Raw genomic sequence first — 12,839 nt, 5'->3', positions numbered from 1 at the left:
CATTCCAAGCACGCATTTGATCCCCGATGCTGCGCTCCGGACCTCTTTCTTGAGTCAGCATGCCTTGGCTTGGGAACCATTCTGCGATTCCTGCCACTCAGATCCGATTCTTCGTTCAGGGTCGTGTCATCCAAACAGTCCTTTCCAGTCGTTTGAGCGTTTGATCTGTTGACTCTCCCACTGGATCGACTCAGTTACTGACGAAAAATTGCCTGTCTCCAAACCTTAAAATCCAGCACAGACGATGATTCAGGGACAGTCAGACCGGGTCATTGAAATCTCGGCAACTCGATCATGTGGAGACCTGGGCGGGCACGACTCTACCCTCCGATAAAAGACTTGATCACGAGAAAAGGTACATATTGAGATGCCAGTAGAGAATCTGATTGGTGTGGCGATCATCGCGCTGGGCATGGTCATGACGCCGGGGCCGATCATGGTCTACCTGACGTCCAGAGCGATTTCACAAGGACGTCTGGCAGGCATGATCTCGCTGGCAGGGGTCGCATTGGGATTCGGCTGTTACCTGGTTGCTTCAGGACTGGGTCTGGCAGCATTGTTCAAGGCCTTCCCGATGGCCTATTACGTGGTCCGAATCGGGGGGGCATTCTACCTCGGCTATTTAGCCTGGAATATGTTCAGGGGCGCGTCACCCTTCCAGCCGCGCGAACTTCCCCCGCACTCACCTCGAAAGCTTTTCACCATGGGGCTGGTAACTAACTTGCTCAACCCGAAGATAGCGCTGATGTATTCCGCGCTGATCCCCCAGTTCATTGATCCCTCGAAAGGTTCGACCCTGCAACAGTACATACAGTTGGGGCTGGTGCAGATATCCATCGCACTTACATTGAACGGCCTGATCGTCCTGGCTGCCGCGCGAGTCAGTCGTTTCCTTACGGCCCGCCCGAATGCCATGCGCGCGCACCGCTGGGCGTCCGGTGCGCTACTGGGAGTTTTCGCGATCGATATACTTGTGCGCAATCCGCTGGCTTAAGTCCGCATTGCTGACGTTGTGACTACAAGATGCGCGCTGAGCTGTCTCTATCTCCACGTCAGAAGCTTAACCTTGGACGTCGGAATATCTGGTCGCTTCAGCGTCGCCTTTTATAAGCGTGCTAGCCCGGTTGCTTGCTGATCAATCCCGGTTCCTTCATCAGGCAACGTCACGTGAACCGCCAATCTGCTCATACTCTTCCTGCATCATGGACACGCTACTGCAGTTGCCAGCGGCGCTTCAAATTTGCGTAGACAGCTCCTAGCGACACCCAACCAAAGTCGCATGCAATGGTCTAAGTGGCATGTTCGAGATACATCAGGGCTTTGTTCTGCGGGGTTATTGTACCGTTACGCTCCTGTTGAAGCCGGTTAGCCCAGCGACGTAGCGCAGACTCGCAAACTATCAGGAGGCGAGAGGCCTCAATGTGGCTATAGCCTTGGATCAAGCACGAGGTCTGCAGCCTCGCGTTTGAATTCAGCGGAAAAGATACGGCGTCGCCCCCTACAAACCGCCTGAATGCTGAAATTGAAGGTCGGCTCTCGGAACGCTTACAAATTCGTGATAACTGAGCAAGCTGCGGGCTATGCTTGAAGCCTTTTGGTCTGTACAAGTCACTGCTATAAGAGAATCAAAAGCCATCTATAAAAAAGACAAATTGGGGGTAAAGATGAATCGCCTATTTCAGGCTGCAGCGTTTACAAGCTTCATGATGATCGCTGCAGCACCCGCCCAAGCCCGTATTACGCAATTGGAGATCCTGCGGACCGAGCCCGCATTCGGAGGCGAAAGTTTCGGGCATACAGGAGCTTACGTACGCATCTTTGCGCGTGCTCATGGTGAATTAGACCCAGGAGCTTCTAACAATAAGATTATTCAAGACATCGAACTTGCACCCCGTAACGGTCGTGGAATGGTTGAATATACTAGTGATATTGCAATCCTGCGTCCCGCTGACTTGGCTAAATCGAATGACATCCTTCTATTTGATGTGCCCAATCGAGGCTCTAAGCGAGCGATGTTATTGTTCAATGCTGATATGCGGGGTGATCCAGCAACGTTCAACAACTTCGAAGTCTCCGGGGACGGTTTTCTACAACGGCTAGGGACGACGCTGATCGCGTTTGCCTGGCAAGGGGACGTTGCCCCAGGCGACAACCGCATGACGGTGCAATTGCCGACAGCTATAAATAATGATGGGTCGTCGGTAACAGGTGTGGTGCGCAGTGAGTTGACTACGCTCTCACCGACCGTCAGCCTCAACATATCCGCAGGTTGGTTCACCTCCACGCCCCCTCATACGAGCTATAAATCGGTTGAAACCGACAATACTAAAGTGCTTGCGAATGGCTTTCGTCCGACGTTGACGGTGCGTTCGCGGGCGAATGCGCCTAGACAGGAAATTCCAGTAACTGAATGGAGTTTTGGCGATTGCGATACGCCGAACGAAACCCAAATTTGCCTATCCGCTGGTTTTCAACCCGGTAAGCTTTACGAGCTGATTTACCGGGCCAAGGAGCCAACGGTAATGGGTATTGGTTTTGCTATTGCCCGGGATGTGGGTGCGTTTTTTCAGCAGGCTGAGCATGACGATACAGGTGTGCCCAACCCTGTAGTGCATGGGCATAAGGTCAAGTCGATTATCACTGGCTCATCACAAGCAGGGCGATTCATCCGCAGCATGATCGCGCTGGGTTTCAACCGCAGCGAGGAAGGTCATCGGGTCTACGATGGTGCAATGCCGCATATCGGTGGCGGCCTGATGCCGCTCAACATACGATTTGCTCAACCTGGTCGGGCGTGGGGTCAGCAGGTCGATCATGACTACCCTGCTTACGATTTTCCGTTTACCTATGGCCGGGAAACCGATCCTGTTACCGGACGCTCGCAGGGTTTGCTGGATCGCTGCAGCGATAACAATACTTGCCCTTTAATATTCCACATGGCAACAGCCCTCGAGCTTTGGGAAGGACGCCAGTCGCTTGGCCTTACCGACCCACTCGGCTTGCGCGATGCAGATGAACCGGAAAACGTCCGCACTTTTATTATGGCAAGTACGCAGCACGCCCCGCCATCTTTGCCGCTCCCGGTTAACCCACTCTTTGGGCTTTGCCAAGTGCAATCAAATCCAAATCCACACACCTGGACAATGCGCGCAGCGTTCATCAATCTCGTTGGCTGGGTTCGTGATGAGACAACACCGCCAGCTTCGATAAAGCCTTCTGTGGCGAACGGCACCCTTGTGCCCGCGGACAGGGTCATTTTCCCGCTCATCCCCGCGACCAATTATGGTGGCGTTTCACGCCCCGCGCTCCGCTACACCGGTGCCGTCAATAGCCTTCAAGTGCTTGATTTTGGGCCTGGTTTTCGTCCCGAAGACAGCTCTGGCATTCTCACAAGCGAGCCGCCGAAATCGGGTGTCGGTAGTTACGGCCTCTTGGTACCTCAAGTGGATGCAGACGGAATTGATGTTGGTGGCGTTCGGGATGTGTATTTAGGTGCTCCCATCGGGACTTACACAGGTTGGAACACCTTCCGGCCAGAGTTTTTTGATGGCGGCTTTTGTAATTTCCAAGGCAGCTTCCTCCCGTTTGCAGCGACGAAGAAAGAGCGAATCATGGCCGGAGATCCTCGCCTTTCCCTGGAGGAACGCTACCCCACGAAGGAGGCTTATGTGTCTGCAGTGAGTAAAGCCGCAGACTCTCTGGCTGAAGCGCGAATGCTTCTTCCTGAAGACCGTGAGCGGCTTGTAAAGGAAGCACAGGAGAAAGGTGTGCGTGCCGGGCCTTGAGCAGAGGTGATCTGCGCTGCGTCGCTGAGTAAGCCAGCTCCAGCAGGAGCGCAGTGGCGTAACGCCTCAGAGCAAATCGGTCGGTTCAAAGTGCGTGGTCTGATGCGAGGAACTGGGATTAATCAGCAAGCAATCGGGTTCGCATGCTTATATAAAAGCAACAGTGAAGCGACCTGATGTTCCGAATATTTTGAATCGGGAGTTCGATGTAGCCGCGCCCAATCAGATCTGGTGTGGCAACATCACCTAGATCTGGGCGCAAGGAATAACGCTGCCGTTAGCCCTGCTATAGGGACAGCGTTTCAGGCATAGTAAACCAGCCCATTATCCCCACAAAAACCAGCGTCATTTCCTACAAACAATTAAGGTTTGGAGGCGCAGACAACAAATAGACTAGCGCCTAAGATAGCCGCATCCACATTGCATATGATCAAGTTATTACTGAAACACAAGCATCTTCAAGAACGAGACAATACGCAAAATACTTGCTGTTAAGCATACGATAAAAATATGTAACCAAACGGCAGGCCTGGAAAAATCTCGCGTCGTCTAACTGCACCCAAAAACCCACATGCAAGCCTATCCACACTTCAAGAATCAACTATTCAACCAAAGGAATATCATGAAAAAAATATTAATCATCGCTACAATTACGACTTCCCTACTGGGAATATCCATGACCTCTCAAGCGGCGGAAAACTGCCCTGCTGTCTCTAAGATCGAGCAGGTTTCACCCGGCGTGTACCGCGCGAGCGGCAATGACGGCGAGTGGACAGGTGTATTGCAAGGCGTGGTGACAAAGAAAATGCCTGTGCAGTCCTTTGGCCTGGCCATCGCTATTCAAGAGGGCGCAGGCGCACCTGAGATGTTCCAACACTGTACCTACAACATCGGTGGACGCGAGGCGCTGGACATGCGTTTCATCGCTAAAAACAATAAGGACTTCACTGTAAAAACTTCAGGCAGCACCTGGAAAAAAGAAGATGGGCCTTTTGGCCTCACGTATAACGTATGTGAAAAAACCTCCCCCGAAAACTGCATATTCACTACCGAGAATAAATCGATGTAATCATGTTGCTCTTCAACTGACCTGTACGTACCGGTTGAAGAGCAATTCATGTCAGATCATGCAAATCTTTGCCCAGTGCAGGCATCACTTCAAAATGAGAGAACACCACTTCCAGCCCTCCCCGCTCCGGGCTGCAGCACATTGGCCCTACGGCATAAGACTCGCTGACGGGAAATGGCGCCAGACGCAGCAATGGCCAGCGCAGCCCGTCGCTGGAGTGCTGAATACGCATCACACCCTTGGCGACAGTGACTCGCAGCCAGAGGCCGGATGATGACTCATCAAACGCACCCGTTGCCCAATCCGACTGCCCGCAGGTCAAAACGCTACCCAGCATCAGGGCTCCGTCGCTGACTTCAACGCCGGTTTTGACCCAGTTGTGCTCGTCAATGCGGACCATCAAGCCCGCCTGATCGTAAAGCGTCTTGAAGTCACCCTGTACATGCACTTGAGCGGTGAAATCACCCGACACCGAAACGCCCAGAAAATGACCCGTGTCGCGGCAGAAGCCGTAGTGCGTGTGCTGCCAGAAATCGGTTTGCGGATCTGTGGTGGCTGTCAAACGCTCGTCTGCCACGCTCCAGTGTCGGGGTTCATTCAGCCAGATGCCTTTCTCAAACATGCTGCCTCCTGTGCAAGTTAATGCTGACGTTGGTGATTGGCTGACAAACACGATATCCCTGCCAGCCGCCTCATGCCAGTGAGCAATCACTGCGCTGTCATTGACACCCCACCCACCAAAAAACATGATGCATCCATCCAAAAAAACCGGAACGCACTCATGGGCGACAAGAAAAAGCTTTTGCTGACTGGCGCAAGCCGGGGTATCGGTCATGCCACGGTCAAGCATTTCAATGCAGCAGGCTGGGAAGTGTTCACGGCTTCCAGGCAAAACTGGGTCGCTGACTGCCCGTGGGCCGAGGGTCTGCTCAACCATATCCATCTGGACCTGGAAGACATCGACAGCGTCAGCGAGAGCATGGCGGCGATCAAGGACAAGCTCGGTGGACGTCTCGATGCGCTTGTGAACAATGCGGGCGTTTCGCCGAAGACCGAAGAAGGCGGTCGTATGGGGGTGCTTGAGTCGGATTACAGCACCTGGATCAAGGTGTTCAACGTCAATCTGTTCTCCACCGCGCTGCTGGCGCGCGGGTTGTTTGACGAGTTGAAGGCGGCCAAGGGCAGCATCATCAATGTCACCTCGATCGCCGGCTCGAAGGTCCACCCGTTTGCAGGCGTCGCCTATGCCACGTCCAAGGCGGCACTGTCTGCGTTGACGCGGGAGATGGCTTTTGATTTCGGTCCGCACGGGATAAGGGTCAATGCCATCGCACCGGGCGAGATCGATACGTCGATTCTGTCACCCGGCACCGCAGAGATTGTCGAGCGACTGGTGCCGATGCATCGTCTGGGCAAGCCCGAGGAAGTCGCTTCGCTGATCTACTTTTTGTGTACGGCTGGCGCGTCGTATGTGAATGGTGCAGAAATTCACGTCAACGGAGGCCAGCACGTCTGACTCAACGTGTGCCGGAAACACCCTCCGGCACACGCCGCACGCCCAGGCGGCTGATCCATACCGACGCCACGATCACCCCGCCGCCAATCAGCAGGCGGGTGAAGTCCTCATGCTGGTTCCAGATCAGCAGATTGATCAACAGCCCCAGCGGCACATGCAGGTTATTCATCACCGCCAGTGTGCCGCCGTTGACCATGCACGCCCCTTTGTTCCACCAGTACATGCCCAGCGCCGTCGAGCACAGGCCGAGAAACAGCAGCACGACCCATTGGGTAGGTGCTTCGGGCAGGTGTTGCGGGTTGCCGAACATCAGGAACGCAGGCAGCACCACCGCCAGTGCGCCGAGATAGAAGTAGCCGAAGCGTCGGTAATGCGGCAGGTCGCTCGGGTGGCGCGCCACCAGATGCTTGTACAGCACCTGCCCGGCGGCGTAGGTGAAGTTGGCCAGTTGCAGGAGCAGGAAGCCACCGAGGAAGTCGCCGCTCAGGCCGTCATAGCGAATCACTCCCGCACCCAGCACAGCAACCATTGCCGCCAATAACGCCCAAGGGTTGAAGCGCCGGTTCAGCGCATCTTCTATCAACGTTACGTGGAGTGGCGTGAGGATGGTAAACAGCAGCACTTCGGGCACTGTCAGCACGCGAAAACTCAGGTACAGGCAGACATAAGTGACACCGAATTGCAGCGCGCCGATCAGCAGCATGCCGCGCATGAATTGCGGCTCGACCTGACGCCAGCGGGTCAGAGGAATGAATACCAGACCGGCCAGCACCACGCGGACAAGCACCGCGAAATAGCTGTCGACGTGCCCGGCCAGATAGACACCGATCAGGCTGAAAGAAAACGCCTGGATCAGCGTAACGAAAAGTAGATAACCCATGCCCGCCCCCATTTTTGAAGGGCGCGACCATAGCGGTTGCGTCACTTACTGTCCACTCGAAGGCCGCCGCTTTTTGACGCCAACCTGTCGCCGCGCCCCGCGTTACCCGTCACAAATATGACAGCTGCATTATTGACGCACATGTCGTCGGTTTCGCCGAAAATATAGCCAATATCAAGCAACTTTCCTTGAATAAAAGGTCTTATCATCCCGACGCTGCAATATTGACTCAACTCTTCCAAATTCGTCGTCGCCTGGAGTAACACTATGATATTCAACATAAAAGACTTCGGAGCACTGGGCGACGGCGTCACTGACGATACAGCAGCCATTCAGGCCGCGATCGACGCAGCCGCTGCGGCAGGTGGCGGGGAAGTGGTCATGGGGGCGGGGACATACGTCGTTTCCGGCGGCGAGGAACCTTCCGACGGCTGCCTGATGCTCAAGAGCAACGTGACCCTGTCCGGTGCCGGCATGGGCGAGACGGTCATCAAGCTCGCGGACGGTTCGGACACCAAGGTCACCGGCATCGTGCGCTCGGCGTACGGCGAGGAAACGCATGACTTCGGCATGAAGAACCTGACGCTGAACGGAAACCGTGACGCAACCACCGGCAAGGTGGACGGCTGGTTCAACGGCTACATTCCAGGCTCTGAGGGCAAGGACTCGAACGTCACCCTCGACAGCGTCGAGATCAAGGATTGCTCGGGCTACGGGTTCGACCCGCACGAGCATACTGTCAACATGGTGATCAGGAACAGCGTCTCGCATGGTAATGGTCTGGACGGTTTCGTCGCCGACTACCTGAGCGACAGCGTGTTCGAAAACAACGTGGCGTATGACAACGATCGTCACGGCTTCAACGTGGTCACCAGCACCCACGACTTCACCCTGAGCAACAACGTGGCGTACGGCAACGGCAGCACCGGCATCGTGGTGCAGCGCGGCAGCGAAAACATCCCCTCGCCGGCCAACATCACCATCACCGGCGGCGCGGTGTACGGCAACGGTGCAGAAGGCGTGCTGATCAAGCTGTCCAGCCAGGTGTCGGTCAGCGGTGTGGACATTCACGACAACGGCAGCGCTGGCGTGCGCATTTACGGCAGTTCCGGCGTGGATGTTTTCGATAATACGCTGAGCAACAACTCCCTCGGCGCGCCGGTGCCGGAAGTCATCATTCAGTCCTACGATGACACTTCGGGCGTCTCCGGCAAGTACTTCAATGGCAGCGACAATCTGATTCGCGGCAATGTGATCACCGGCAGCGACCACTCCACCTACGGCGTGGCCGAGCGTGACGAAAACGGCACCGACCGCAACAGCATCGTCGGCAACACCATCAGCCATACGAGCAAGGGCCTGACCCTGGTCTACGGCGAGGGCAGCTTTGCGGGCGATGCGTTTCCATTGGTCACCGTGCAGGGCACCGATGCCAACGACACAATTACCGGCGGTGCAGCCAACGAACTGATCCTCGGCCTGGCGGGCAAAGACACTGTGAATGGCGGCGCGGGGGACGATATTCTGGTCGGAGGGGCCGGAGCCGACAAACTTACTGGCGGTGCAGGTGCCGATACCTTTCGCTTTGATCAATTGACCGACAGCTATCGCACGGCCACTAGCAGCGCTACGGACCTGGTGTCTGACTTCGATATCAGCCAGGACCGCATCGACCTGTCGAACCTGAGCTTCACCGGATTGGGCAGCGGCAAGGCCGGCACGCTGAACATCAGCTATAACGCCACCCTAGACCGCACCTACATCAAGTCGCTCGATGCCGACGCCAGCGGCAACCGGTTTGAGCTGGGGCTGAACGGCAACCTGAAGGACACGCTGAATGCCAGTCACTTCATCTTTCAGCGTGTTGCCGAGGGCACCGCTGGTGGCGATACCCTGACCGGTACGGAAGGTAATGACATCATCAACGGTAACGCCGGCGCAGACCGCATAAATGGCGGAGCGGGTGCGGACACCCTCACTGGCGGGGCCGATGCCGACATCCTGACCGGTGGCGCTGGCGCGGATGTTTTCATCTACACCTCGCGACTGGACAGCTATCGCAATTACAACGCCAGCGGCACCAAGCAAAGTGACACCATCACAGACTTCAATACCGCCGAGGACCGCATCGACCTGTCCAGCATCGGTTTGCGCGGGCTGGGCGATGGCAGCGCCAATACCATTTACCTGTCGCTCAATGCCGACGGCAGCAAGACCTACGTCAAGACCAACGCAGTCGACACCACCGGCAATCGTTTCGAGATCGCACTGGAAGGCAACCTGCTCGGCAAGCTGAGCGACTCCAACTTCATCTTCTCCAGCGCTTCAGCCACCAATCAGCCGCCTGTGCTCAATACGCCGCTGATGGATCAGAACGTCACCGAACTCAATGCATTCTCCTACGCGGTGCAGCCCGGCAGTTTCAGCGACCCGGACAGCACGGCGCTGACCTACAGCGCGACCCTCGCCGACAACAGTGCCCTGCCCGACTGGCTGAAATTCGACAGCAAGACCCTGACTTTCAGCGGCACGCCAGGTGGCACGGCATCCGGGCTCTACTCGGTGCTGCTGACGGCCAGCGACGCGACAGGCGCATCTGTGGCTGACAGCTTCGCCATCATTGTGGGCAACGTCGCGCCGGGCATCCTTACCGGCACCGAAAATGCCGAAGCGCTGTATGGCACTGAGGGTAACGACACGCTGCTGGGCCTGGGCGGCGACGACACCTTGCGCGGCGATACCGGCGACGATGTGATCAACGGCGGTGCGGGCCGCGATGCCCTTTACGGAGGAGCCGATGCCGACACGTTCGTGTACAGCGCCCTCACCGACAGCTACCGCGATTACGACGCTGGCGGGCTGACCGCCACCGACACGATTTATGACTTCAGTCCCGGTCAGGACAAGATAGATGTCTCCGCACTGGGCTTTCTGGGGCTGGGCAACGGCGAGAATCACACCCTGTACATGACGCTCAACGAGGCTGGGGACAAGACCTACGTCAAGTCCGCCGACTCGGACGTGGATGGCAATCGCTTTGAAATCGCTCTGAGCGGCAATCTGATCGATACCCTGACCAACGCCGACTTCGTATTCGGTCAGCGTGAGTCTCAGGAGATCCTCTATCTGCCAACACTGGGCCAGTCCAATGCGCGCCTGCTGCGCATGACTGAAGACGACAACCAGTCCGGCACCTCGGAAATGGTCAAGGACCTGGCCCGCTACACCGATTACGACGTGCGCAGCCAGTTCAATGATGCCAACGGTGATGGCATCGACCTCGCCGTGGGCGGCAGCACGGTGGTGGGCTACTCGACCGCCGGCCCGGAAGAGCAGCGTGTTTCGTGGTGGCTGACCGACACCGACCAGCCTGGCCCGGCACTGCTGCGCGCCACCGACCTGCTGAAGTCGCAACTGGCAACCCTGACGGCTGTCGACAAGGTCACTACAGGCATTATCTGGGGCCAGGGCGAGGAAGCAGCTCAGGAAATAGCCCGCGCCACCGACAAACAGGCTGCGGCAGACCTTTACAAGGCGTCGACCCTCAAGGTGTTCGATTACCTGCACGCGCAAATCGGTGACTTCACGGTGTACATGGCCGAGACCGGTCACTATCAGACCGAGGCCGCCAAGGCGCGGGGTTACACCGGAGAAAAGATCAGTGCCATCGTTGAAGGCGCCGGTTATGTCCGCGCCGTACAGGAGGCAATCGCCAACGAGCGCAACGACGTCAAGCTGGCAGTCGACTACACCGACCTGCCCTTGCGTTACGAGGTCAACCCGCTTGTTTACCCGGACGACGTCTGGCACCTGCACGAGGAGTCGGCAGAAATAGTCGGCCAGCGACTGGCCGACTTCATCGCCAATGACCTGGGTTACTGTGGCGATTCCAGCGACAACAACGACCCGGCAAGAATCTTCGATGCCGGGCAGAACGAAGGCGGTCATATCTTCGGCACCAGTGACGACGACACCCTGGTCGGCAGTGCCAGCAACGACATACTGGACGGCGACCAAGGCGCCGACGACATGACGGGTGGCGACGGCAACGACATCTACGTGGTCGATAACGCGCTTGATACTGTCACCGAGAGCAATGACTCGCCATCGCAGGTCGATACCGTGGTGTCGTCAGTCAGTTGGACACTCGGCGCCAACGTGGAGAATCTGCTGCTTACCGGTGTGTCCGCCATCAACGGCACCGGCAATGCGTTGAGAAACGTCATGACAGGTAATGCGAATAACAACGTTCTGGACGGCGGAGCGGGCGTTGACCTGTTGACCGGCGGCGACGGATCGGACAGCTACTACGTTGACGATGCAGCCGACCGCGTGGTCGAGACCAATACAGATAAGCAGATCGGCGGCACCGACACTGTGTACAGCGCGCTGAGCAGCTACACGCTGGGTGCGAACCTGGAAAACATAGTGATTACCGCTTCGGGCGCTGCCAATGCAACCGGCAATACGCTGGACAACGTGCTGTATGCAGGCACTGGCGACAATGTCCTCGACGGTCGCGACGGCAATGACACGGTGTCTTATCTGTTCGCCACCGCAGGTGTCACAGTGGCGCTGAATACCAGCGCCGTGCAGACGACCGGCGGCTCCGGACTGGACACGATAAAGGGCACGGAAAACCTGTCGGGCAGCCAGTTTGCCGACTCGCTGACCGGCAACAAGAACGCCAACGTTCTGAACGGCGGCAATGGCAACGACACATTGTCCGGTGGTGCGGGTGACGACGTCCTGATCGGCGGTGCGGGGGCGGACACCCTGATCGGAGGCACCGGCGCTGACCGCTATGTGTTCAACAGCCTCGACGAGGTGGGCCGTGACGACTTGCGTGACATCATCAATGGTTTCAAGGCGGGCGAAGGTGACAAGCTGGATTTCACAGGCTTCGATGCACAAACGCTTACCGATACCCGCGATGCGTTCACGTTCATCGGCAACGCGGCGTTCAGCACCAGCAACACCGGCGAGCTTCGCTTTGCCGATGGCGTGCTGTACGGCAACGTGGATGACAACATCGAGGCAGACTTTGAAATCCAGCTGACTGGCGTACAGAGCCTGCAAGCAGCCGACATCCTCGTCTGATTGAGATGATTATCGTGCCGACGCTCCGCGTCCGATCCTGGGCGTGCGGCGCGGCGCAGATTTTGTGACGCAGAGCGTCACCCAAGGCATTCCCACGCTGGAGCGTGAGGAACGATAGCTCTGGAACTACCGGGCCGACGCTCTACTCTCTGGCTGGCTGACAGGCGAGTCTGATGCGCAACTTGATAATGATGCGATTGAATCTGGACGACACGTCAACACTCTTGCCTGCACCGATCTGCACATGTCGGGTGCGCGGTGCTTCCGGCCCATTGGTGAACATCACTGAACATTTGGCGTCTACGTCACCGTAGTTAGTGACGGTGATCGACCCTGTGTCGTGATAAACATCGTGGGTCACGTAGTCGACCTTCACACCCTGATACTGTTTCTCCACGTCGATGGGGTATGCATAGGCCGTTACAGGCAGTATGGCCAGCAGTAAACAGCACAGTCGATTCATTCGGTGTTCTCCGGGACGGGATTGTC

Annotated in this window: 9 protein-coding genes and 2 pseudogenes; 6 read left to right on the top strand and 5 right to left on the bottom strand. The window is 56.8% G+C overall.

Annotated elements, in window-relative coordinates; all coding sequences use genetic code 11:
• The first annotated feature begins 367 nt into the window (after positions 1-367).
• The gene (locus ALO43_RS08975) at positions 368-994 is read left to right on the top strand and encodes a LysE family translocator (protein WP_005889492.1); all 627 of its coding nucleotides are present in this window, start codon (positions 368-370) and stop codon (positions 992-994) included.
• Positions 995-1,313: 319 nt separating this feature from the next.
• Here ALO43_RS08975 and ALO43_RS30905 read toward each other — a convergent pair.
• Positions 1,314-1,515: pseudogene (locus ALO43_RS30905) on the bottom strand (transposase); the annotation flags it as partial.
• 149 nt (positions 1,516-1,664) lie between these two features.
• On the opposite strand from ALO43_RS30905, the gene ALO43_RS08970 reads away from it, so the two are divergent.
• From ALO43_RS08970 to ALO43_RS08965, 3 genes and pseudogenes are all read left to right on the top strand, one after another.
• The gene (locus ALO43_RS08970; RefSeq protein ID WP_054997405.1) at positions 1,665-3,785 is read left to right on the top strand and encodes an alpha/beta hydrolase domain-containing protein; all 2,121 of its coding nucleotides are present in this window, start codon (positions 1,665-1,667) and stop codon (positions 3,783-3,785) included.
• 69 nt (positions 3,786-3,854) lie between these two features.
• Positions 3,855-4,032: pseudogene (locus ALO43_RS28515) on the top strand (IS3 family transposase); the annotation flags it as partial.
• 375 nt (positions 4,033-4,407) lie between these two features.
• Positions 4,408-4,854, top strand: coding sequence for a DUF3757 domain-containing protein (locus tag ALO43_RS08965; RefSeq protein WP_024669284.1), 447 nt, complete (start codon positions 4,408-4,410; stop codon positions 4,852-4,854).
• Between the two features lie 46 nt (positions 4,855-4,900).
• Here ALO43_RS08965 and ALO43_RS08960 read toward each other — a convergent pair whose 3' ends face one another.
• Complete coding sequence (locus ALO43_RS08960) at positions 4,901-5,476, bottom strand: DUF1349 domain-containing protein (protein WP_024669283.1); 576 nt, start codon at positions 5,474-5,476, stop codon at positions 4,901-4,903.
• Between the two features lie 159 nt (positions 5,477-5,635).
• Between ALO43_RS08960 and ALO43_RS08955 the strand changes: the two genes are divergently transcribed.
• Positions 5,636-6,370, top strand: a complete 735-nt coding sequence (locus ALO43_RS08955) for an SDR family NAD(P)-dependent oxidoreductase (protein ID WP_005889482.1) — start codon at positions 5,636-5,638, stop codon at positions 6,368-6,370.
• Between the two features lies 1 nt (position 6,371).
• Here ALO43_RS08955 and ALO43_RS08950 read toward each other — a convergent pair whose 3' ends face one another.
• Entirely contained in the window at positions 6,372-7,250 is an 879-nt protein-coding gene (locus ALO43_RS08950; protein ID WP_054989067.1) for a carboxylate/amino acid/amine transporter, read from the bottom strand.
• A gap of 41 nt (positions 7,251-7,291) precedes the next feature.
• Positions 7,292-7,531: a hypothetical protein gene (locus ALO43_RS08945; protein ID WP_005889480.1), complete on the bottom strand. Its 240-nt coding sequence runs from the start codon at positions 7,529-7,531 to the stop codon at positions 7,292-7,294.
• On the opposite strand from ALO43_RS08945, the gene ALO43_RS08940 reads away from it, so the two are divergent.
• The gene (locus ALO43_RS08940; protein ID WP_054997398.1) at positions 7,518-12,350 is read left to right on the top strand and encodes a M10 family metallopeptidase C-terminal domain-containing protein; all 4,833 of its coding nucleotides are present in this window, start codon (positions 7,518-7,520) and stop codon (positions 12,348-12,350) included. The genes ALO43_RS08945 and ALO43_RS08940 overlap by 14 nt on opposite strands.
• Positions 12,351-12,492: 142 nt before the next feature.
• Here ALO43_RS08940 and ALO43_RS08935 read toward each other — a convergent pair whose 3' ends face one another.
• A complete protein-coding gene (locus ALO43_RS08935; RefSeq protein ID WP_054997397.1) occupies positions 12,493-12,813 on the bottom strand; it encodes a hypothetical protein in 321 nt (106 codons plus the stop codon).
• Positions 12,814-12,839: the final 26 nt, after the last annotated feature.

Source organism: Pseudomonas tremae, assembly GCF_001401155.1.
In the GTDB taxonomy this organism is placed as follows: domain Bacteria; phylum Pseudomonadota; class Gammaproteobacteria; order Pseudomonadales; family Pseudomonadaceae; genus Aquipseudomonas; species Aquipseudomonas tremae.
Note: the sequence above shows the minus strand (reverse complement) of the source record. Positions and strands in the feature narration are given on the sequence as shown.